This window comes from Janthinobacterium sp. LS2A (assembly GCF_036543145.1).
GTDB lineage: Bacteria > Pseudomonadota > Gammaproteobacteria > Burkholderiales > Burkholderiaceae_D > Janthinobacterium > Janthinobacterium aestuarii.
This window is the reverse complement of the sequence record NZ_JAZHPB010000013.1, coordinates 47,101-70,454: the sequence shown is the minus strand read 5'-3', so window position 1 is coordinate 70,454 and position 23,354 is coordinate 47,101. Positions and strand designations below refer to the sequence as shown.

At 62.1% G+C, this 23,354-nt stretch carries 19 protein-coding genes; all 19 read right to left on the bottom strand.

Annotated features, from left to right (window positions below; all coding sequences use genetic code 11):
* Window positions 1-26: 26 nt before the first annotated feature.
* Entirely contained in the window at window positions 27-968 is a 942-nt protein-coding gene (locus tag V3C40_RS26690) for a DNA-methyltransferase (protein WP_331778969.1), read from the bottom strand.
* Entirely contained in the window at window positions 965-2,290 is a 1,326-nt protein-coding gene (gene hisD, locus V3C40_RS26685; protein WP_331778968.1) for a histidinol dehydrogenase, read from the bottom strand. The genes V3C40_RS26690 and hisD overlap by 4 nt, the downstream gene beginning before the upstream one ends.
* A 26-nt stretch (window positions 2,291-2,316) precedes the next feature.
* Window positions 2,317-2,985 carry an ATP phosphoribosyltransferase gene (gene hisG, locus V3C40_RS26680; protein ID WP_070219646.1) on the bottom strand — a complete coding sequence of 223 codons (669 nt, stop codon included), beginning with the start codon at window positions 2,983-2,985 and terminating at the stop codon, window positions 2,317-2,319.
* A gap of 12 nt (window positions 2,986-2,997) precedes the next feature.
* Window positions 2,998-4,248, bottom strand: a complete 1,251-nt coding sequence (gene murA / locus V3C40_RS26675) for a UDP-N-acetylglucosamine 1-carboxyvinyltransferase (RefSeq protein WP_034753826.1) — start codon at window positions 4,246-4,248, stop codon at window positions 2,998-3,000.
* Between the two features lie 4 nt (window positions 4,249-4,252).
* Window positions 4,253-4,489, bottom strand: coding sequence for a BolA family protein (locus V3C40_RS26670; protein ID WP_034753824.1), 237 nt, complete (start codon window positions 4,487-4,489; stop codon window positions 4,253-4,255).
* A gap of 58 nt (window positions 4,490-4,547) precedes the next feature.
* Window positions 4,548-5,309, bottom strand: a complete 762-nt coding sequence (locus V3C40_RS26665) for an ABC transporter permease (RefSeq protein WP_034753822.1) — start codon at window positions 5,307-5,309, stop codon at window positions 4,548-4,550.
* Entirely contained in the window at window positions 5,306-6,223 is a 918-nt protein-coding gene (locus V3C40_RS26660) for an ABC transporter ATP-binding protein (protein ID WP_070303724.1), read from the bottom strand. Before V3C40_RS26660 ends, V3C40_RS26665 begins: the two co-directional genes overlap by 4 nt.
* A 211-nt stretch (window positions 6,224-6,434) precedes the next feature.
* Window positions 6,435-6,782, bottom strand: a complete 348-nt coding sequence (locus V3C40_RS26655) for an STAS domain-containing protein (protein ID WP_034753819.1) — start codon at window positions 6,780-6,782, stop codon at window positions 6,435-6,437.
* 52 nt (window positions 6,783-6,834) lie between these two features.
* Window positions 6,835-7,470: an MlaC/ttg2D family ABC transporter substrate-binding protein gene (locus tag V3C40_RS26650; protein ID WP_034753816.1), complete on the bottom strand. Its 636-nt coding sequence runs from the start codon at window positions 7,468-7,470 to the stop codon at window positions 6,835-6,837.
* 71 nt (window positions 7,471-7,541) lie between these two features.
* Window positions 7,542-8,423: an MlaA family lipoprotein gene (locus tag V3C40_RS26645; protein WP_331778967.1), complete on the bottom strand. Its 882-nt coding sequence runs from the start codon at window positions 8,421-8,423 to the stop codon at window positions 7,542-7,544.
* Entirely contained in the window at window positions 8,420-8,890 is a 471-nt protein-coding gene (gene mlaD, locus V3C40_RS26640) for an outer membrane lipid asymmetry maintenance protein MlaD (RefSeq protein WP_034753810.1), read from the bottom strand. The genes V3C40_RS26645 and mlaD overlap by 4 nt, the downstream gene beginning before the upstream one ends.
* 80 nt (window positions 8,891-8,970) lie before the next feature.
* Window positions 8,971-9,753, bottom strand: a complete 783-nt coding sequence (gene mlaE, locus V3C40_RS26635) for a lipid asymmetry maintenance ABC transporter permease subunit MlaE (protein ID WP_034753807.1) — start codon at window positions 9,751-9,753, stop codon at window positions 8,971-8,973.
* Window positions 9,750-10,559 (bottom strand): ABC transporter ATP-binding protein, encoded by an 810-nt coding sequence (locus tag V3C40_RS26630; RefSeq protein ID WP_034753922.1) that lies wholly within the window; start codon window positions 10,557-10,559, stop codon window positions 9,750-9,752. The genes mlaE and V3C40_RS26630 overlap by 4 nt, the downstream gene beginning before the upstream one ends.
* 259 nt (window positions 10,560-10,818) lie before the next feature.
* A complete protein-coding gene (locus V3C40_RS26625) occupies window positions 10,819-12,282 on the bottom strand; it encodes a glutamate synthase subunit beta (protein ID WP_072457449.1) in 1,464 nt (487 codons plus the stop codon).
* A gap of 79 nt (window positions 12,283-12,361) precedes the next feature.
* Entirely contained in the window at window positions 12,362-17,062 is a 4,701-nt protein-coding gene (locus tag V3C40_RS26620; protein WP_034753803.1) for a glutamate synthase-related protein, read from the bottom strand.
* 194 nt (window positions 17,063-17,256) lie between these two features.
* Complete coding sequence (locus V3C40_RS26615; RefSeq protein ID WP_331778966.1) at window positions 17,257-17,964, bottom strand: transposase; 708 nt, start codon at window positions 17,962-17,964, stop codon at window positions 17,257-17,259.
* Between the two features lie 154 nt (window positions 17,965-18,118).
* The gene (locus V3C40_RS26610; protein ID WP_034753797.1) at window positions 18,119-18,799 is read right to left on the bottom strand and encodes a response regulator transcription factor; all 681 of its coding nucleotides are present in this window, start codon (window positions 18,797-18,799) and stop codon (window positions 18,119-18,121) included.
* Between the two features lie 136 nt (window positions 18,800-18,935).
* Window positions 18,936-20,063 carry a PAS domain-containing sensor histidine kinase gene (locus V3C40_RS26605; RefSeq protein ID WP_331778965.1) on the bottom strand — a complete coding sequence of 376 codons (1,128 nt, stop codon included), beginning with the start codon at window positions 20,061-20,063 and terminating at the stop codon, window positions 18,936-18,938.
* A gap of 49 nt (window positions 20,064-20,112) precedes the next feature.
* Complete coding sequence (locus tag V3C40_RS26600; RefSeq protein WP_070303719.1) at window positions 20,113-23,217, bottom strand: DEAD/DEAH box helicase; 3,105 nt, start codon at window positions 23,215-23,217, stop codon at window positions 20,113-20,115.
* Window positions 23,218-23,354 lie beyond the last annotated feature (137 nt).

Here is a 23,354-nt window from a genome sequence, read left to right as displayed (position 1 = left end):
AACACTCCTGATGAAATTAGTGGAGACTAAATGACGACGTCTTCCGGCACGGCGGCGCTACGCGCCTTGCGGGCCGGCGCTTTTTTCACGGCGGGCGGTTTCTTCACGGCGGCCGGCTTCCTGGCAGCCGCCGGCTTTTTCGCTGCCGCCTTGGCGGCTTTCGGCGCGGCCAATGTGACCGGTTCGGCCAGCTCCTGCGTCAACGCCGCCAGGCGCTGTTCGATGATGGCGCAGTAGTCGGGATTCAATTCAAAGCCGACAAAATCGCGCCCGCAGCGCTTCGCCGCCAGCGCCGTGGTGCCGCTACCCATGAACAGGTCGAGCACCACGCCGCCGGGCGGGCACGACGCCTTGACCATGCGCTCGATGATTTCGAGCGGCTTTTGCGTCGGGTGGTCGGCCCGTTCCGGGTGTTCCTTGTGCAGGCGCGACACGCTCCACAAGTCTTTCGGGTTGTAGCCCACTTCCAGCCATTTGGCGCCGATGAAGATCGAGCGCGAACGGGCTTTCTTGGTGGCCGCGTCGTAGGCGATGCGCACCGCGTCAAGGTCGAAGTAGTAATCCTTGCGCTTGACGAAGAAGCCGATGGTGTCGTGCACCGATGAAAAGCTGCGCACGCTGCCGCCCATGGACGGCACGCGGCGGTCCCAGATGATTTCATTCATCATCGCCATGCGCTGTTTCAGCATGACGAAGATCTCCGGCGAATAGCGCCAGGTGAGGAAGATATACAGGCTGCCGTTGGCTTTCAGCTTGGGCAGCGCCGCATCGATCCACTGTTCCGTCCAGCGCAGGTAGTCGGCCACCGACTGCTGGTCCGAGGCATTGCCGTAATCCTTGCCCAGGTTGTACGGCGGATCCGTCAGGATCAGGTCCACCGAGCCATCGGGAATGCGCGCCAGCCCCGCCAGCGCATCTTCGCAATAGACCCGGTTGACCCAGTCCGGCTGCTCCGCCAGCTTCGTCATGGCTGCGGCTTCAGGCGCAATTCGGCGCTGCGCGCGTGCGCCTGCAAGCCTTCGCCATACGCCAGCGTGGCGGCGACACGGCCCAGGGTTTGCGCGCCCGCTTCACTCACGTGAATGATGGACGAGCGCTTCTGGAAGTCGTACACGCCCAGCGGCGACGAAAAGCGCGCCGTGCGCGACGTCGGCAGCACGTGATTGGGACCGCAGCAATAGTCGCCCAGCGATTCGGACGAGAAGCGCCCGAGGAACATGGCGCCCGCATGGCGGATCTGCTCGGCCCACTGCTGCGGGTTTTCCGCCGAGATTTCCAGGTGTTCCGCGGCGATGGCATTGGCTATTTCACAGGCCTCTGCCATGCTGCGCACCTTGATCAGCGCGCCGCGGTCCGCCAGCGAGGTGCTGATGGTGGCCTGGCGCGGCATCGTCGGCAGCAGCTTGGCGATGCTCTCTTCGACTTTCACGATGTAAGCGGCGTCCGGGCACAGCAGAATCGCCTGCGCCAGTTCGTCGTGCTCGGCCTGGGAAAACAGGTCCATGGCCACCCAGTCCGGGTCCGTCGTGCCATCGCACAGCACGAGGATTTCGGAAGGCCCGGCGATCATGTCGATGCCGACGATGCCGAACACGCGGCGCTTGGCGGCGGCCACATAGGCGTTGCCGGGACCGACGATTTTATCCACGGCGGCAATCGTCTGCGTGCCATACGCCAGTGCGCCGACGGCTTGCGCGCCGCCAATGGTGATCACGCGCGTCACGCCGGCGATCGCGGCGGCGGCCAGCACCATCTGGTTTTTCACGCCATCAGGCGTCGGCACCACCATGATGATTTCGCCCACGCCCGCCACGTGCGCGGGAATGGCGTTCATCAGCACGGACGACGGATACGCGGCCTTGCCGCCCGGGACGTAAATGCCGACCCGGTCCAACGGCGTGATTTTCTGCCCCAGCACCGTGCCATCAGGCTCGGTGTAGGTAAAGCCGCGCAGTTCTTCGCGCTGGCGTTCGTGGAAGGCACGGATGCGCTGGGCGGCGATCTGCAGCGCTTCGCGCTGCGCCGACGGCAAGCCGTTCAGGGCCGCCTGCAATTCGGCTTGCGAAATATCGAAGGCCGCCATTTCCGCCGCGCCGCCATGCGGGATGCGGTCGAAACGGTTCGTGTATTCCAATACGGCGGCGTCGCCGCGCGTTTTCACGTCGGCCAGGATTTTTGCGACCGACGTTTCAATCGCCGCATCGGTGCCCGCCTCGAACGCCAGCAAGGTGTCGAGCGATTGTTGGAAACCATCCTGGCTTGAATCGAGCTTGCGTATCTGTATCGGCATAATCGGCTTTCTGCTACTGAAGGTGTCTAAGCTTGCGAAGCGCGTTCAAACGCCTCGATAATCGGCTGCAAGCGCTCGCGCTTGAGCTTGAGCGCGGCCTGGTTGACCACCAGGCGCGACGAAATTTCCATAATGTGCTCGACCTCGACGAGGTTGTTCGCGCGCAGGGTGCTGCCCGTGCTGACCAGATCGACGATGGCGTCGGACAGGCCGACCAAAGGCGCCAGCTCCATCGAGCCATACAGCTTGATCAGGTCGACGTGCACGCCCTTGGCGGCGAAGTGCTCGCGCGCCGTGTGCACGAACTTGGTGGCCACGCGCAATCGCGCGCCCTGGTGCACGGCCTTTTCGTAGTCAAAACCGGCCTGCACCGCCACCGACATGCGGCAAGAAGCGATATTCAGGTCGATCGGCTGGTACAGGCCTTCGCCGCCGTGTTCGAGCAAGACATCCTTGCCCGCCACGCCGAAATCGGCCGCGCCGTACTGCACGTAGGTCGGCACGTCGCTGGCGCGCACGATGATGACGCGCACGTTCGGATCGTTGGTGGCCAAAATCAGCTTGCGCGAGGTCTCCGGGTTTTCCAGCACCTTGATGCCGGCCGCTTCCAGCAGCGGCATGGTGTCCTCAAAAATGCGGCCTTTCGACAGCGCCAGGATCAGCTGGGAGCTGTCACCGTTGTTCGATCCGTTCATGCTCGTTCCTTGTTATTTGATGCGTACGATATTCGCGCCGACGGCCGACAGCTTCACTTCCATGCGGTCGTAACCGCGGTCGAGGTGATAGATGCGGTCGATCAGCGTTTCGCCATCGGCGGCCAGGGCCGCGATCACCAGCGACGCCGACGCGCGCAGGTCGGTCGCCATCACGGGCGCGCCGCGCAACTGCTTGACGCCGGCGATGATGGCCGTGTTGCCTTCGATGGTGATGTCGGCGCCCAGGCGGTTCATTTCCTGCACGTGCATGAAGCGGTTCTCGAAGATCGTTTCGGTGACGCGGCTGGCGCCATTGGCGATCGTGTTCACGGCCATGAACTGCGCCTGCATGTCGGTCGGGAAGCCCGGGTATTCCGTCGTGCGGAAGCTGACGGGGTTCGGGCGGGCCGACATCTCGGCGCGGATCCAGTCGGCGCCGAAGGTCATCGTCAGGCCCATGGCGCGCAGCTTGTCGAGCGCAGAGTCGAGGATGTCGGTGCGCACGTTGCGCAGGGTGATATCGCCGCCGGTGGCCGCCACGGCGCACAGGAAGGTGCCCGTTTCGATACGGTCGGCGATCACCGCGTGCGAGGCGCCGTGCAGGGCGTCCACACCCTGGATCACCAGGCGGCTGGTGCCGATGCCGTCGATCTTCGCGCCCATGGCCACCAGCAGGTGGGCCAGGTCCGTCACTTCCGGTTCGCAGGCGGCGTTTTCCAGGATGGTCTCGCCTTCGGCCAGGGTCGCGGCCATCAGCAAGTTCTCGGTGCCGGTGACGGTGATCATGTCGGTGACGATGCGCGCGCCTTTCAGCTTGGCGCACTTGGCGTAGATGTAGCCCGCTTCGATGCGGATCTCGGCGCCCAGCGCCTCCAGCCCCTTGATGTGCTGGTCGACGGGGCGCGAACCGATGGCGCAGCCGCCCGGCAGCGAGACCTTGGCTTCGCCGAAGCGCGCCAGCATGGGGCCCAGCACGAGGATCGAGGCGCGCATGGTTTTTACCAGTTCATACGGCGCTTCCAGGGTGTCGATGGCGCTGCCGTTGAGCACCACGCGGTCGCCGTCCTGCCGTACTTTCAAGCCCGTCTGGCCCAGCAGTTTCAGCATGGTGGCCACGTCGTGCAAATGCGGCACGTTCGTCAGGTCCAGGTCGCCCGCGGTCAGCAGGCCGGCGCACAGGATGGGCAGGGCGGCGTTTTTCGCGCCGGAGATGGCGATGTCGCCGTTCAGGCGGTTGCCGCCGTTGATGAGGAGCTTGTCCATGTGCTTATCCTTGGAATTCTTCAGGTGTCAGGGTTTTCATCGACAGCGCGTGGATTTCTTCGCGCATGCGGTCGCCCAGCGCCGCGTAGACGATCTGGTGGCGCTGGATCAGACGCTTGCCGGCAAACGCGGGCGAGACGATCACGGCCTGGAAGTGCTGGCCATCGCCCTCCACTTCGAGGTGCGTGCATTCGAGGCCGGCCGACAGATAGCCGTGGATCAGTTCTGGAGTGGTGGTCACGATAAGTCCTTGATATTGAATAATGTAGTGATGTGATATGCCGCAATCAACGGCGCAATTAGTGTCGCAGTCGGTAGCCGCTTTTCAGCAGGCGGATCGATGCGAGCGCCAGGATCACGAGGAAGCCGGCGACGATGGAAAGACTGAGCCAGGGGCTGACGTCGGACACGCCAAAGAAGCCGTAGCGGAAGCCGTCGATCATGTAAAAGAAGGGGTTCAAATGCGATACCGTCTGCCAGAAGGCGGGGAGCGAGTGGATCGAATAGAACACGCCCGACAGGAAAGTGGCCGGCATGATCAGGAAGTTCTGGAAGGCGGCCAGCTGGTCGAATTTCTCGGCCCAGATGCCGGCGATCAGGCCCATGGTGCCCAGCATGGCGGCGCCGAGGAAGGCGAACACGACGATCCACAGCGGCGCGACGAACGACAGGTCGGCGAACCAGCACGTGATGGCGAACACGCCAAAGCCCACGGCCAGGCCGCGCGCGACGGAAGCGAGTACATACGCCGAGAAGATTTCCCAGTGCGACAGGGGAGTGAGCAGCACGAACACCAGGTTGCCCGTGATCTTGGACTGGATCAGCGAGGACGAGGAATTGGCGAACGCGTTTTGCAGCACGCTCATCATCACCAGGCCGGGAATCAGAAAGGCCGTGTAGCTGACGCCGGGACTCGGCTCGACGCGGCCGTCGAGCACATGGCCGAACACCAGCAGGTACAGCATCGACGTGAGCACGGGCGCGGCCACGGTTTGCGTCGCCACTTTCCAGAAGCGCAGCGTCTCTTTGTAGACGAGGGTGCGAAATCCTGTCGAAATCATACGGTACCTTTATCCATGATCTGCAAGAAGATATCTTCCAGGTCGGCTTGTTGCAATTGCATTTCATCGATCTCGGCACCCGCTTCGCGCAGGCGGGCGAGGATTTTTTCGACTTCGCTGTATTCGTTGACGCGCAGGCTGAACTTGTTCGGCGCCTGCTGTTCTTCCGCATGCAGCACCAGGTGCCGCAGGTCGTCCGGCAGGCTGCCGTTTTTGAGGTGCAGCTGCAGCTGCGAGCCGGCGATGCGGCGGATCAGGGCCGACATGGTGTCGAGCGCCACCACCTTGCCCGTCTTCAGCATGGCCACGCGCTGGCACATGGCTTGCGCCTCTTCCAGGTAGTGGGTGGTCAAGACGACCGTGTGGCCGCCTTCGCGGTTCAGGCGCGAGATGAACTTCCACAAGGTCTGGCGCAGTTCCACGTCGACGCCGGCCGTCGGCTCATCGAGCACGATGACGGGCGGCTTGTGCACCAGCGCCTGCGCCACGAGCACGCGGCGCTTCATGCCGCCGGACAGCGCGCGCATATTCGTGTCGGCCTTGCCGGTCAGGTCGAGGTTTTCCATGACCTCGTCGATCCACTTGTCGTTGTTCGGCAGGCCGAAATAGCCGGACTGCAGGCGCAGGGTTTCGCGCACGGTGAAAAACGGGTCGAACACCAGTTCCTGCGGCACCACGCCCAGGTTGCGGCGCGCGTTGCGGAAGTCCTTGACCACGTCGTGGCCATGGATCTTGACGGTGCCCGCGTCGGGGCGTATCAGGCCGGCGATGATGGAAATGAGGGTGGTCTTGCCGGCGCCGTTGGGACCGAGCAGGCCGAAAAACTCGCCTTCTTCGATGGCCAGCGACACGCCGCCCAGCGCCTTGAGCGATTTATAGCTCTTTTCTACATTCGTTATTTGAATTGCGGTCATGTGCTTGTTTCAAGTGTAATGCGTCTGGTGTGATGCGCCAGTTGCCGGAGACATCGAGGCCGGCAGGCCGGTGCAGGGCGCCACCTTCAGGCGAGGACGGCGCAACAGTCAATTATAGTTGGAAAATTCGTGGAACACTTGGAGATCAATCCGGCGGCGCTGCTGGCCTGCCGGCTTGAAAGCTACTGCTGATGCGGGGAGTGGGACAGGATCAATGATGATGCAGGTCGGACGGGCTGCGTTCGGCGTGGCCGCCGGCGCTGGCGCAGTCGTCAGCCGTCAACGTGCTCGAGACGAGCGAGCAGACGCCATACAGCTTGGTGAGGTTTTTCAGGTTGTTCGGCAGGTTTTTCAGCTCCAGCACGGCGCCGGCATCCTGCGCGGCGCGCTGCCACGTCAGCATGACGGAAACGGCGGCCGAATCGACAGCCTTGACGTTGCGCAAGTCAAACTTCGTCTGACCCGAGCGGATGGCGTCCAGACCCTGCTCCAATGCCGAAGTGGCATTGTGCACGGTCAGGGAAGTCAGAGACTGCAAGGTGTCGAGAGAGTCGGGCATGGCGTCGGGCTGCGCTGGTCTGGAGCTGGGTCAGGAGCTATATGATAGCCGATTATTTGGCTTTGGCAGCGGGACGGCTGGCCAGGGCCTTGTTTTTTGCCTGCAAGGTCTTGATCAGGCCATCGATGCCGCCCTTGCTGATCTCGCTGGCAAAGCTGCTTTTGTACGTTTCCACCAGCCATGCGCCCAGCACGTTGATGTCATAGATCTTCCAGCCGGACGGGGTTTTCGCCACGCGGTAGTTCAGGGGCACGGGTTCGCCGCGCGCCACGTTCACTTGCGAACGTACTTCCACTTCCGTGTCGGCCGGGTCGGCGCGCAGCGGCTTGAATTCCACGGTTTCGTTCTTGATCTGCGACAGGGCGCCCGAGTAGGTGTAGATCAGCAAGGTGCGGAATTCCGCGGCCAGCTGCTTTTGCTGGTCGGGCGTGGCGTCGCGCCAGTGGCGGCCGGCGGCCAGCGACGTCATGCGCTGGAAATCCACGTACGGCAAGATCTTGCTTTCCACCAATTCGGTGACGCGCTTGATATCGCCAGCCTGGATGGCCTTGTCGGCCTTGGCCGTGTCGATCACGTCCTGGCTGATGCGTTTGACGAGGACGTCCGGTGCTTCGACAGCAGGGGCGGCCTGGGCGGCGGTGGCAAAGGCGATGGTGGCCATCGCCAGCAGTTGTTTCATCAATTTCATGGTTTTACCTTTCATGGTGTTGCTATGCACCGGCTGGCGTTGATCGCAGCCGTGGTGTTCTTGCGTCCAGTTTACTCCTGCGGCCTGGCCTGGGAAGCAACGGTATTGCTACCAGATGTTACGAGGTCCGCTGGCGCCACATCGGCGGCGGCCGTGGCCGCAGGCGCGTCATTGGCAGGCTGCGGTTTTGCCTCGTATTCCGGCTCGTAATCGCTGGTGTCGTTTTTTGGCACTTTGCGGTCGCGGCGGTCCGTATCGCCATCGAACACCTTGCTTTCGCGCGCCTGCAGGAAGCCGTCGCGGATGAACTCATAACGGTCCAGCGCGGCCGCTTCCATCAGGTTGGTCGCGTCGAGCAGCGCGGCGCGCTTGTCAACCACGCGCGTCACCGTGCCGATATTGCGCACATACGCCGGATCCTTGTAGCGCCATGGGTCGCCCGCGATATCGAGCGGCAGGGCCGCCGTGTCGCGCACGGTCGATGGGCCCAGCAACGGCAGCATCACGTACGGACCGGACTGGACGCCATACCAGCCCAGGGTCTGGCCAAAGTCTTCGTTATGCTTGGGAATGCCGGCCTGCGAGGCGATGTCGATCAGACCGAAGATACCGAAAGTCGAGTTCATGCTGACGCGCACGACGTCTTGTAAGCCCGCTTCGCCCTTGCCTTGCAGCAAGTTGTTCATGGCGCTCCACACATCGGACAAGTTGCCGAAGAAGTTGCCCACGCCCGTTTGCACGAACGATGGCGTGACCTTCTTGTAGGCCGTGGCGACCGGCTTCAGGGCTACCTGGTCAACCGTGTCGTTGAACTTGAACATGGCGCGGTTGTACCCTTCCAGCGGGTCGCGCGGATTGGCGCCGGTGGCGCACGCGCTCACGCTGGCGGCGATGGCCAGGGCCAGGCCGATACGCGCCAGGCTGCCTTGGGATTGTTTGGTCGACTCGCTCATTTGCTGTCCTTTCCTTCCGCTGCCTTGCTGTAGATGAACTGATTGATCAGGTCTTCCAGCACTGTGGCCGATTGAGTACGGGCGATCTTGTCGCCCTCTGCCAGGTTCGCCAGATCGCCGCCTGCTTCCAGGCCGATATATTGCTCACCCAGCAAACCGGCCGTCAAAATCTTGGCCGAGCTGTCTTTCGGAAATTTGTAGCCATCTTCGATGTCGAGTTTCACCAGCGCCTGGTAGGTCTTGTCGTCAAAGACGATTTCCGAGACCCGGCCCACCACTACACCAGCGCCCTTGACGGGCGCCTGCGGCTTGAGGCCGCCAATATTGTCGAACTTCGCACTAATGGTATACGTCTTGCTGAAAGACAGCGAGCTCATATTGCCGGCCTTGAGCGCCAGAAACATCAATGCCGCCACACCGAGCAAGACGAACAAGCCGACCCAGACATCCAAAGATTTACGTTGCATAAACAATCCTAAATAATTTTTACTTGCCGCCACCTGCGCAGAACACTGCCCAGGCCGATAATTTTGTCGCCTATCGGCAATTACTTGCTAAACATCAAAGCCGTCATCATGAAATCGAGCCACCACACCATCAACGACGAAATGACCACCGTGCGCGTGGTGGCGCCGGACACGTCTTCCGGCGTCGGCTGTGCCTGGTACCCCTGGAACAGCGCGATGAAGGTCACCGCGATGCCGAACACCAGGCTCTTGATGGTGCCGTTGCCCACTTCTTTCCAGACATCCACGCCGCCTTGCATCTGCGACCAGAACGAACCTTCATCGACGCCGATCAGCACCACGCCGACCAGGTAGCTGCCGATGATGCCGACGGCCGTGAAGATGGCGCCCAGGATCGGCATGGCGATCACACCGGCCCAGAAACGGGGCGCCAGCACGCGCTGGATCGGGTTGACGGCCATCATTTCCATGGCCGACAGTTGCTCGCCCGCCTTCATCAGGCCGATTTCCGCCGTCAGCGACGTGCCGGCGCGGCCGGCGAACAGCAGCGCCGTCACGACGGGGCCCAGTTCGCGCGTCAGGGACAGCGCCACCAGCAAGCCCAGCGACTGCTCGGCGCCATACGTGGTCAAGGTGTAATAGCCTTGCAAACCCAGCACCATGCCGACAAACAGGCCGGAAACGGCGGTAATCACCAGCGAGCGGTTACCGATAAAAAACAGTTGCTCAATCACCAGGCGCGGACGGCGCCACAGGCCGCCCGACGAGGCGATGATGATGAAAAACGACCGCACGGCAAAGCCGAGGTCTTGTACCGAACGACGCAACCACGCTCCGATCGCCGCCAGGAAACGCGCGATCATCGGCCGCCCCCCGCCTGCAGACCCAGGTCGTCGGCCAGCGACTTGCCCGGATAATGGAACGGGACGGGGCCATCGGCCTCGGCATTGACGAACTGCTTGACGTACGGATGCGTCGACACGGCCATCTCGGCCGGCGTGCCGTGCGCCACGATCTTGCCCGATGACAGAAAATAGACGTAATCAGCGATGGCGAAACACTCCTTCACATCGTGCGATACCAGGATAGACGTGGAGCCCAGCGCATCGTTCAGATTGCGGATCAAATTGGCCGTCACGCCCATGGAAATCGGGTCCAGGCCGGCGAACGGCTCGTCGTACATGATCAGTTCGGGGTCGAGCGCGATGGCGCGCGCCAGCGCGACGCGGCGGCCCATGCCGCCCGAGATCTCGGCCGGCTTCAATTGCGCCGCATTGCGCAGTCCCACGGCGTGCAGCTTCATCAGCACCAGGGTGCGGATCAGCTCTTCATTCAAGTCCGTGTGTTCGCGCAGCGGGAACGCCACATTCTCGAACGCCGTCAAGTCGGTAAACAGCGCGCCGTGCTGGAACAGCATGCCCATCTTGCGGCGCAGCTGGTATAACTCGTCGGTTCCCAGCGTATGCACGATCTGGCCGTCCACATTCACGGAACCGGAACTGGGGCGCAGCTGTCCGCCGATCAGGCGCAGTACGGTCGTCTTGCCACTGCCGGAGCCACCCATGACGGCCACAACTTTTCCACGTGGGAAATCCATTTGAAGGCCCGATAAAATCGAACGTTCTCCATAGGCAAAGTGTAAATCACGGATCTCAACAAGATTTGGCACGACGAAGCTCACTATTTTAATGGCGTATTGTAGTGCAGAAACGCCAACCTCTGCTGAGACACCCCTGCTTACAGCCCGGGACAGGGGAAGAATACAACACTAATGAATCGAAAGTCAGATATTGTAGTGGAAATTCAGCCGCCACATCGCGTCCCTGCCCGATGACGTTCACGCCTGTTGACTTGACCAGTAAAAATAACAAAAGCCACGTCGCGATCCGCGCCGTGGCCCTGGCAAAAAACGAACAATTGCTCGTTTTTTAGCGCGGCAGCAGCGATGCCCCCATCAGGAACTCATCGACGGCGCGCGCGCACTGGCGCCCTTCGCGGATGGCCCACACCACCAGCGACTGGCCACGGCGCATGTCGCCGGCCGCAAAGACTTTCGGCACCGAGGTCTGATAGCAGCCGGCGCCATCCGTTGTCGCCTTGACATTGCCGCGCGCATCCGTATCGACGCCGAACGCTTCCAGCACTTGTTGTACTGGTGAAACAAAACCCATGGCCAGGAAGACCAGGTCCGCCTTCATCTCGAATTCCGAGTTCGGCACTTCGCTCATCTTGCCGTCTTTCCACTCGACTCGGCAGGCGATCAGCTTTTCCACCTTGCCGCCCTTGCCTTCGAAACGCTTGGTGGCCACGGCCCAGTCGCGCTCGCAGCCTTCCTCGTGCGAGGACGAGGTACGCAGCTTGGTCGGCCAGTACGGCCAGACGAGCGGCTTGTTTTCCTGTTCCGGCGGCTGCGGCATCAGTTCGAACTGGGCCACCGAGGCGGCGCCATGGCGGTTCGACGTGCCGACGCAGTCGGAACCCGTGTCGCCGCCGCCGATCACCACCACGTGCTTACCCGTCGCCTTGATCTGGTCCTTGAGCTTGTCGCCCGCGTTGACCTTGTTTTGCAGCGGCAGGAAATCCATGGCGAAATGCACGCCTTTCAGTTCGCGGCCCGGTACGGGCAAGTCGCGCGGCTGCTCGGCGCCGCCGGCCATGATGACGGCGTCAAATTCTTTTTCCAGGTCTTCGGGGAAAATGGTTTCCTTGGCCCAGTTATTCACGTGGGCAGGGAAATCTTTGCCAACGAGCACGCTGGTGCGGAACACGACACCTTCGGCTTCCATCTGTTTCACGCGCAGATCGATGTGCGATTTTTCCATCTTGAAGTCGGGGATGCCGTAACGCAGCAAGCCACCGACCCGGTCGCTCTTTTCAAACACGGTGACAGCGTGGCCGGCGCGCGCCAGCTGCTGCGCCGCCGCCAGGCCGGCAGGACCGGAACCGACGATGGCTACTTTCTTGCCCGTGCTGAATCCCGCCGGCTGCGGCGTGACCCAGCCGTGCTCCCAGCCCATGTCGATGATTTTATGTTCGATCGACTTGATGCCGACCGGGTCTTCGTGGATGCCCAGGGTGCACGCCGATTCGCACGGCGCCGGGCAGATGCGGCCCGTAAATTCCGGGAAGTTATTCGTCGAATGCAAGACGTCGAGCGCTTCGCGGTAGTTACCGCGGTACACCAGGTCATTCCAGTCGGGAATGATGTTGTTCACGGGGCAGCCCGTGGTGCAGAAGGGAATGCCGCAATCCATGCAGCGCGCGCCCTGCACCGTCGCTTGCGCATCCGACAGGTGCAAGACGAATTCCTTGTAGTTCTTCAGGCGCGCGGCAGGCTCCAGATAGTGTTCGTCCTGGCGCTTGAATTCCATGAAGCCGGTAATTTTACCCACGATAGTTCCTTTGTATTTGGCTGGCGGGGAGCGGCCGGGCCGCTCCCTGGTCATTCATTTGGCAATGAGCTTGGCTGGCTCAGGCGGCGACGGCTTGGACTTCCATGGCGGCATCAGCGGCCATTTCAATCAGCGCGCGCTTGTATTCGTTCGGGAAGACTTTCACGAACTTGCCGCGCGCCGCAGCCCAGTCGTCGAGCAAGACGCGGGCGCGGGTGCTGCCCGTGTGCTTGAAATGACGCTCGATCAGGCGCTTGAGGATCACCTCGTCCGCTTCCGGCACGCCATCGCGGTGCTGCGTATGCCAGGCATCGCGGTCGACATGCTGTTCCGCTGCCGACACGACCTTGTCCAGGCCGACCATGGCCGTGTTGCACTTGCTGGCAAAGTCGCCGGCCGGGTCATACACATAGGCGATGCCGCCCGACATGCCGGCCGCGAAGTTGCGTCCCGTGTTGCCCAGCACCACGACCGTACCGCCCGTCATGTATTCGCAGCCATGGTCGCCCAGGCCCTCGACCACCGTGGTGGCGCCCGAGTTGCGCACGGCAAAGCGTTCGCCTGCCACGCCATTGAAGAACGCTTCGCCGGCGATGGCGCCGTACAGCACCGTGTTGCCGATGATGATGTTGTCCACGGCCCAGCCGCGGAACTCGGTATTGGGCCGCACGATGATGCGCCCGCCCGACAAGCCTTTACCCACGTAATCGTTGCCTTCACCCACCAGGTCGATGGTGATGCCGTGCGCCAGGAAGGCACAGGCCGACTGGCCCGCCGTGCCTTGCAACTGGATGTGGATGGTGTCATCCGGCAAGCCGGCATGGCCGTATTTCTTCGCCACTTCGCCGGACAGCATGGTGCCCACCGTGCGGTTCAAGTTGCGTACGGGCGAGATGAACGAGACGCGCTCGCCCTTTTCCAGCGCCGCGCGCGCTTGCGCGATCAGCTTGTGATCGAGCGCCTTTTCCAGCGCATGGTCCTGGAACTCCACGTGCCGGCAAGCTTGGCCATCTGGCGTTTCCGGCTTGTGGAAGATGGCCGAGAAGTCCAGACCCTGCGCCTTCCAGTGCGAAATCGCCTTCGATTTGTCCAGCAGGTCGACACGGCCGATCAGCTCGTCATACGTACGGATGCCCAGCTGCGCCATCAATTGACGGGCTTCCTCGGCAACGAAGAAGAAGTAATTGACGACATACTCGGGTTTGCCCGAGAACTTGGCGCGCAGCACCGGATCTTGCGTGGCCACGCCCACCGGGCAGGTATTCAAGTGGCATTTGCGCATCATGATGCAGCCTTCGACCACCAGCGGCGCCGTGGCGAAACCGATCTCGTCGGCGCCCAGCAGGGCGGCGATGACCACGTCGCGGCCCGTCTTCATCTGGCCGTCGGCCTGTACGCGGATGCGGCTGCGCAAGCCGTTCAAGACCAGCGTTTGTTGCGTTTCAGCCAGACCCAGCTCCCATGGCGTGCCCGCATGTTTCACGGAAGACAATGGCGACGCGCCCGTGCCGCCGTCATGGCCGGCAACGACCACATGGTCGGCTTTTGCCTTGGTGACGCCGGCGGCCACAGTGCCGATACCCACTTCCGACACCAGCTTCACGGAAATCGACGCGCGCGGATTGGCGTTCTTCAAGTCATGGATCAGCTGCGCCAGGTCCTCGATCGAATAGATGTCATGGTGCGGCGGCGGCGAAATCAGGCCCACGCCCGGCACGGAGAAGCGCAGGCTGGCGATGTATTCCGACACTTTATGCCCTGGCAACTGGCCACCTTCGCCCGGTTTCGCGCCCTGCGCCATCTTGATCTGGATCTGGTCGGCCGAGTTCAGGTAGGCGGCCGTGACGCCGAAACGTCCGGACGCCACCTGCTTGATGCGCGAACGCATGGAATCGCCTTCCTGCAGCGGAATGTCGACGACAATCTGCTCGGCGCCCACGATGGACGCCATGGTGTCGCCCTGGCGGATCGGGATGCCCTTCAATTCCTGCGTGTAGCGGTTCGGATCTTCGCCGCCCTCGCCCGTGTTCGACTTGCCGCCGATACGGTTCATGGCGACCGCAAGCGTTGCGTGCGCTTCCGTGCTGATCGAACCGAGCGACATGGCGCCCGTGGCGAAACGCTTGACGATTTCCTTGGCCGGCTCCACTTCATCGAGCGGGATGGCCTTGGTCGGGTCGAGCTTGAACTCGAACAGGCCGCGCAGGGTCAGATGGCGACGGCTCTGGTCGTTGATGATTTGCGCATACTCTTTATAGCTGGAGAAATTGTTGCTGCGCGTGGAATGCTGCAGCTTGGCAATCGCGTCCGGCGTCCACATGTGGTCTTCGCCGCGCACGCGGAACGCGTACTCGCCGCCCGCGTCGAGCTTGTCGGACAGCACGGGATCGTTGCCGAAGGCCAGCGCATGCAGGCGCAGCGCTTCTTCCGCCACTTCAAACACGCCGATGCCTTCCACGTTCGACGCCGTGCCCTTGAAGTATTTGTCGACCAGCGACTTGTTCAAGCCAATCGCTTCGAAGATTTGCGCGCCGCAGTAGGACATGTAGGTCGAAATACCCATCTTCGACATGACCTTCATCAAGCCTTTACCCACCGCCTTGGTGTAGTTATAGATGGCTTTGTCGCCCGACAAATCGCCCGGCAAGCCATGCGCCATGTCGGCCAGGGTTTCCATGGCCAGGTACGGGTGGACGGCTTCCGCGCCGTAGCCGGCCAGCAAGGCGAAGTGGTGGGTTTCGCGGGCCGAGCCCGTTTCCACGACGAGGCCGGTGGAGGCGCGCAAGCCCTTGCTCACCAGGTGCTGGTGAACGGTGGACGTTGCCAAGAGCGCAGGGATCGCCACCTGGTCGGCGCAAATGGCGCGGTCCGAGACGATCAGGATGTTGTGGCCGGATTTCACGGCATCGACGGCTTCCGCGCACAGCGAGGCCAGGCAGGCTTCCACGCCTTCCTTGCCCCAAGCCAGCGGGTAGCAGATGTCCAGTTCGTACGACTTGAACTTGCCGCCCGTGTGGGCGCTGATGTTGCGCAGACGGGCCATGTCGTCAAAGCCCAGCACGGGCTGCGCCACTTCCAGGCGCATCGGCGGGTTGACGTTGTTGGTATCGAGCAAGTTCGGTTTCGGGCCGATGAAGGACACGAGCGACATCACCATCGCTTCGCGGATCGGGTCGATCGGCGGATTCGTCACTTGCGCGAACAGCTGCTTGAAGTAGTTATACAAAGGCTTCAGTTTGTTCGACATGACGGCCAGCGGCGAGTCATTGCCCATCGAGCCCGTCGCCTCTTCGCCGGCCACGGCCATCGGCGCCATGAGGAACTTCAAATCTTCCTGCGTATAGCCGAACGCCTGCTGGCGGTCGAGCAAGGACGGCTGGGCTTTTTCGCCCTGCGCGCGGTCCAGCTTTGCCTGGCCTTCGGCCAGCTTGATCTCGTCGAGCTTGATGCGCACGGAGTTGATCCACGCTTTATACGGCTTGGCGTTAGCGTAGGTGTTTTTCAATTCCTGGTCGTCGATGATGCGGCCCGCTTCCAGGTCGATCAGGAACATTTTGCCAGGCTGCAAGCGCCATTTCTGGATGATCTTCGACTCGGGAATCGGCAGCACGCCCGATTCCGACGCCATCACCACGAGGTCGTCATCCGTGACGATGTAGCGGGCTGGACGCAAGCCGTTGCGGTCCAGGGTGCCGCCGATGTGGCGGCCGTCCGTAAACGCCATGGCGGCCGGGCCGTCCCACGGTTCCATCATGGCGGCGTGGTATTCATAGAAGGCGCGGCGGTTGTCATCCATCGTCGTGTGGTTTTCCCACGCTTCCGGAATCATCATCATCATCGCCTGGGCGATCGGATAGCCGGCCATCAGCAGCAATTCGAGCGCATTGTCGAAACACGCCGTGTCGGACTGGCCTTCATAGATCAGGGGGAACAGCTTTTGCAGGTCGTCGCCCAGCACGGCCGACTTCATGACGCCTTCGCGCGCGCGCATCCAGTTGAAGTTGCCTTTGACGGTGTTGATCTCGCCGTTGTGCGCGATCAAGCGGTACGGGTGGGCCAGCGGCCATTCGGGGAAGGTATTCGTCGAGAACCGCTGGTGCACGAGGGCCAGGGCCGAGATGCAACGCGCGTCCTGCAAGTCCTTGTAGTACACGCCCACCTGGTCGGCCAGCAGCAAGCCTTTATAGACAATCGTGCGGGCCGACATCGACGGCACGAAGAATTCCTTGCCATGCAACAGTTTCAAGGCCTGGATGGCGTGGCCCGACGATTTGCGGATCACATACAGTTTGCGCTCGAGCGCGTCGGTGACCATGATGTCGGGGCCGCGGCCGATGAAGATCTGGCGAATGACGGGTTCCTTGGCGCGCACGGTAGGCGACATCGGCATGTCCGTATCGATGGGCACGTTACGCCAGCCCAGTACGACTTGTCCCTCGATGCGCACGGCGCGTTCGATTTCCTGTTCGCAAGCGATGCGCGATGCGTGTTCCTTCGGCAGGAAAACCATGCCCACGCCGTATTCGCCAGGCGGCGGCAATTCCACGCCCTGCTTGGCCATTTCTTCGCGGTAGTACTGGTCGGGAATCTGGATCAGGATGCCGGCGCCATCGCCCATCAGCGCATCGGCGCCCACGGCGCCCCGGTGATCGAGGTTTTTCAGTATCAGCAAACCCTGTTCGACGATCGAATGGGTCTTGTTGCCCTTGATATGGGCGACGAAACCGACGCCGCAGGCATCGTGTTCATTGGCTGGGTCGTACAGGCCTTGCGCTTTCATGGGCTTCTCCGCTGCATATGACTATCGAAAAACTAGAGTAGTGCAACGCAACAAAAAACTCAACCAGAACAATTAGGGTCGGAGTCGAATTAAATCTGATTCTGTCGCCCTGAAAATTTAATAGGGACATAGTCGAGGCGATTTCAATAAAACGTCAGAAAGGAGTCATTTTTTGTTTTAAATGCGAATGGTTTTCAATTGGCGTCCGCTTCGGCCACGATTTTTCGGGGACGGCCGCGCTTGGCAGGCAGCACTTGCCGCTGCATTTTCTGCTCCAGCGCGTGCTTGAAAGCGTCGGATCCGAGCGGCCAGCCCTTCAATACAGCCTGTTCCAGGGTTTTGACCTGGCTGCTACCGAGGCCTTGCTCGAACAGGCGCAGATACGCCGCCTCGCGGTCGAACGGCGTGTTGCCCAGCGCCCAGTACAGCGCGTGGTCGGTGATGACGGAATCGGGCCGCACGCCGGCATGGTGGGCATAGCTCGACCACGCATGGTCGAGGGCATGTGCCACCAGCCCCGTTTGCACGGGCACGCATTCGAGGTAGCGGCAGCACAGGAGGAAGAAATTGTCGGGGTCGATGACGGAAGTTTTGTAGCGTCCCTGCCACAATGCCCCTACACGGCCGTATTTTTGGTTGAAATAGGGCACGTAATAGCGTCCCAGCCACTGCATCAGCTGCCCCAGACCCGTCGCATCGCCGGGAGTGGCCAGTAAATGTAGCTGATCAGGCAATAAAACGTAGGCGTGGATGGCCACCTTGAACATTTTCGCGCCTGTTTTCAGCCAGGAGAGGAATTGCGCGTAATCTGCCGCGTCCTCGAACACGGGCTGGCGGTTGCTGCCGCGCTGGATCACGTAATGAGGCAGTGCTGGAATGATAAGGCGGGGCAAACGGGCCATGGCAAGAGTCGGTAAAGATAGGCTAAGGCCTTGATTTTACACACTTGCGAGCACAAGACGTGACTCTGACCCTGTTTTATTTGACATGCTAAAAAAAACGGATGACTCTGTCCCTTTTATGCCACCACCTCGTGCGGGCGGCTGGCATCAGGTGTCAGGAAAGGTTGAAACTGGCCGACAGGCTGTAGCCCTCGCCATACGCGCTGCGCAGCGGCAAGTCCTGGCCCAGGCCAGTCTTGGCTTTCTTGCGCAGGCGGTACACGAGCATGTCGACCCGGCGCCCCGCATCGGGATCTTCGCCGCCCATGCCGGCCACGATGACGTCGCGCGGCACGGGGCGGGTGTTGATGGTCAACAGGTGCAGGAAGTTGAATTCCTTTTCCGTCAGGGCGATAACGGCGCCCATCAGCTCAAGTTGGCGAGCGCTTACTTTCAAGGTCCACTTGCCCGGCTCGGGCACGGGGTCTTGCGGACCGACGCGGCGGTCGAGCGCCTCGATGTGGGCGGCCAGTTCGGGGAATTTGATCGGCTTGGTCAGATAGTGGTCGGCACCCAGGCGCAAGCCCAGAATGCGGCTGTCGAAGGCGACGCGCCCCGTCAGCACCAGCACGCCGATTTGCGGATACAGCTGGCGCATGCGGGGGATGACGTTGAAGCCATCCTCATCGGGCAAGCCCAGGTCCAGCACGACCACGCCAACATTGCCATGGCTCAACGCCGTCCACATCCCGCCAGCAGAGCTGGTGATATGAACTTCGTGTTCGAGCTCAACGAGAAACTCCGCCATGTCTTCGGCGTAGTCCAGATTGTCTTCGACGATCAGTATTTTCGTCATTGCAACGCCATTCTTCCGTTAGTGAGCTACCGTGGGCAAACCATGCCATTCACTTCTACACCATGATGGACGGCACAATAGGTTTACGTCAAGGAATTATCACGGTTGCCTTCAGCGGAAGCAACTTTTTTCTAGTCTAGCCAGGAAGCGGCAGCCAAATCCGGAAAAGTGCCCCGCCTTCGGGCAGATTATGCCCCTGCAAACTCCCGCCATGCACGTCGACGACGGCGCGCGCCATGTACAGGCCCAGGCCCGCACCCGGATGCGTCGCATGGGTTCCACGGCTTCCTTTCTCGAACAGTCGCGCCAGTTCCTCTTCCCGCAAGCCGGGTCCCGCATCGCGCACGCACAGCGCCACGCCGCCTTCGGGCACCAGCCTGGCCGACAAGGTGATGCTGCTGCCCGGCGGGCTGAACTTGACGGCGTTATCCAGCAAGATTTTCAGGCACAGGGCCATGCCGGGCACGTCGCAGCGCAGCCGGGCCGGCAAGTCTTCGTCGAGTTCCAGCTGCACCGGGTGGCTGGCAGGCACGGTGGCGGCCGCCTGCTGCAGCAAGGCCAGCGGCGCGATGCCGTCGGCGGCCCGCTCGCGGCCGATGGCCGCCATGCGTTCGGGCGACAGATAGTCGTCGATCATGGCCAGCAGGCGGTCGACGGCCGTCTGGATTTTCACGTAGCGCTTGCGCGTGGCCTCGTCGGCATCTTTCGATGTCGAGACGAGGCGCTGGATGGCGCCGTCGATGGTGGCCAGCGGCGTGCGAAATTCATGCGACAGCATCGAGGCGAAGCGCTTCTGCTCCTTTTCCCGTTCCGCTTCCTGCGCCTGGGCCGCGCTGACGTCGCGCACCGTGCCCACGACGGTGACGCCCCGCCCGGCCACCGCGGGCACGATGGTCGAGCTGATTTCCAGCGCCAGCAGGTGGCCGTCGGCGTGCGGCAACTCCACTTCGCGCAGCAGGGTCAAGCGGCTGGTGTCGCCATCGCGCCAGCGCTGCAGACGGGCCGGCACATCGGCCGCCAGACGCGCCGCATGCTCGCGCAAGGAAGCCGCGTCATGGCCCGTCAGGCGCTGCGCGGCGGGGCTGATGTAGAGCAATTCGAGGGTGGTGGCGTCGAGCAGGAAGGCCGCGTCGCGCCCGTGCTCGGCCAGCAGGCGGAACTGCGCTTCGCCCGCCCGCGCGCGCAGCAGGGCGCGGCGCAACTGGACGAAACGCAGCGCCATGAGGATGGCGCCGGCAAGCAGCAGTAAGAAAATGGGCAGCATGCGTTATACCTGGCAAGAAAGAATCGCCAAGTATAAGCGTGCGGCAGCGTTAATCTTCCAGCGGGGCAAAAATCTGCTGCAAGTCTTCCTGCGTGAGGGCCATCTTCTGCGATTCGCCTTCGGCCAGGATCGATTGCGCCAGTTCCGATTTCTTTTGCTGCAGCAGCTGGATTTTCTCTTCCAGCGTGCCCTTCGCGATCAGCTTGTAGACGAACACGGGCTTGTCCTGGCCGATGCGCCAGGCGCGGTCCGTGGCCTGGTTTTCCGCCGCCGGGTTCCACCACGGGTCGTAGTGGATCACCGTGTCGGCCGCCGTCAGGTTCAGGCCCACGCCGCCCGCTTTCAGGCTGATCAGGAAAATCGGCACGGCGCCCTGCTGGAAGGCCGCCACTTGCGCGCCCCGGTCCTTTGTCTCGCCCGTCAGCAAGGCGTACGGGATGTCGCGCGACTCGAGTTCTTCCTCGATCAATTCCAGCATGCTGGTAAATTGCGAGAACACAAGAATCTTGCGCCCTTCGTCGAGCAAGTCTTCCACCATCTGCATCAGGTCGAGCAGCTTGGCCGAGCCGGCCGACTGCTTCTTCGCCGGCAAGGATTTCACGAGCCGCGGATCGCAGCAGACTTGCCGCAATTTCAGCAGCGCTTCGAGGATGACGATCTGGCTGCGCGCCACGCCCTTCTTGTCGATTTCTTCACGCACCTTTTGATCCATCGCAAGACGCACGGTTTCATACAGGTCGCGCTGCGGCCCCGTCAATTCCACCTTGCGCACCATTTCCGTCTTCGGCGGCAGCTCCTTGGCCACATTGTCCTTCGTGCGGCGCAACAGGAAAGGCTTGATGCGGCGGTTCAGCAGCATGCGGCGCAGCGGGTCGTCCTGGCGCTCGATCGGATGGCGGAACTGGGTGTTGAACGTCTTCTCGTCGCCCAGCAAGCCCGGCAGCAGGAAGTGGAATTGCGACCACAGTTCGCCCAGATGGTTTTCCAGCGGCGTGCCGGACAAACACAGGCGGTGGCGCGCGCGCAGCAGGCCCGCGCTTTGCGCCGCCTTGCTGCGCGTATTCTTGATGTAGTGCGATTCGTCGAGGATGACCAGGTGGAAATCGTGCTCGCGCAAGGTTTCCTCGTCGCGCGGCAACAGCGCGTACGTCGTCAGCACCAGGTCGCATTGATCGATCTGGTCGAACTGCTGGGCACGGTCCTTGCCTTGCAGCAGCAGCACTTTCAGGGAAGGCGCAAACTTGGCCGCCTCGTCCTGCCAGTTGCCCATCAAACTCGTCGGTGCAATCACCAGGGCCGGATGCGTGAGACGGCCCGCTTCCTTTTCCACCAGAATATGCGCCAAGGTTTGCACGGTTTTACCTAAGCCCATGTCATCGGCCAGGATGCCCGCCAGGTCATGGTCGCGCAGGAATTGCATCCATGCCAGGCCATCGGCCTGGTAGTCGCGCAAGGTCGCCTGCAAGCCGGCTGGCGCCGCCACTTTTTGCACGGAACCGAACTGGCTCAGCTTGCGGCCCATGGCGCGCAGCTGCTCGCCGCCCGTCCATTGCATCTCCAGGCCCCGTGCCAGCTCTTCCAGGCGTGCCGCGTCCAAGGTCGACATGCGCACGGCATGTTTGATCTTGTCGCTGAAATACAGTTCGCCCAGGGTGTTCAGGATGGGGCGCACACGGCCCCACGGCAGGGCCACGCGCGTACCGTCCGGCAAGGTTGCCAGCATCTGGTCATCGTCCGCGTGCGCTTCGATAACTTTCGGATTGAAATCGTTGGGCGCGTTGCGGATCAGCTGTACCAGCACGGGCAAGAGCGGCACTCTTTCGTGGTTGACGACGATGCCCAGTTCCAGCTCGAACCAGGCGTTGCCGCTGTCCGGGTCCTGGTCGTCGATTTCCGCGTACCAGTCGCCCACGTCGCTCACGTCGTAGCGGTACTTGGCCGTCTTTTCCACGATCCAGCCCTGCTCCAGCAAGGCGTCGATGCCGGACTCGGCAAAACGCAGCCATTCCGCCTGGGACGGCAGTTGCAAGGCGCCCTTCAAGCCGCTCAAGGGGGCCGAGCCCGGCTTCTTGAATTGCAGCTCGGCCAGGGTGGCCAGCGCACGCGCTTCGTCGACCGTATTTCTCTGGATAATTTCCGTCACGTCGCCCACTTGCCGCACCACGCGCTGCGACGGGTCGAACGAGACGCGCTCGCCATCGTAGTCGTAAGACAGCACGGCAAAATCGCTCCAGCGCTGGATGCTGCCATCGGCCAGCATGGCGCTATCGAGCAGCAAGACCGGTTGCGCCGGCACGTCCTTGCGCAAGCGCTGCGGCAACGGTTGCGGCAGCGGCATCAAATGCTGCAAGCCTTGCGCCAGCAGCAGTTGCGACACGCGCACCTTGTCATTCGCGTTCAACGGCGGCGCCTGCGCCACCAGCGCCTGCAAGTCGGCCAGGGAAATGTCGGAGCCGCCTTGGTTCAGTTCCAGCACGCCGCACGACAGATTGTCGATGTACCACGGCGGATCGGTGGGCAGCATGTAGTCGATCTGGTCGGCGCCATGGTGCTTCGCGCCTTCCGGCGGGTCCACTTGCCAGCCCAGACGCATGGTCTTGCCCTCGTCGCGCCAGAACAGGCGCGCGGGACGCACGGGACCTTCCTTCAACGGGTACACGAGGCCATTGCCGACATCGGCCCAGGAATTGGCCCACAACAATTTATCCTGCTCGGCCAGCATTTTCAGCAGGGCCGCGCCCACCTTGCCCTTCGGCTCCGTGGCGCTGCCGGTCTGCGAATTCTGCCCGCTGCGCATGGCCACGAAGAAACGCACGAGGTCTTCGTCGGCCGGCGTCAAAAACGTGGGGGGCGCCGACAGCAGCGAAAAGATCTCGCTGATGGGCGACGCCGCCGCCACGTCGCCGTTCGGCCGCAGCCGCGCCTTGTACAGGCACAGGGCCACGTGGCGGCCGCCGCTGGTGGGCGCCAGCACGTAGATCAGGCGGTGCTGGTTGAGTTTGGGATCAGGCTCGGCAATCGTCAGCACGGCCTTTGGATGGGCGGCAGCCTCCACCCGCTGCAGCCAGGTGGCGACGGCATACGGCAAAGGCGCTCCCGGCGCGCTGGCCGGGGCAACTGGGGTTTCACTGGTTTCGTCGCGGGTAAAATCCATGGGGCGCATTTTTGTGTAAAGGTCGTATCCAAATCGGCAACAGGCAATATTATCCGCCATACAGCCGTTGCTGGCTTGATTCACACACGCTCTTTGAGCAGTTTTAATGCGCGATGCCTAAAAAATAAGTATTTAAT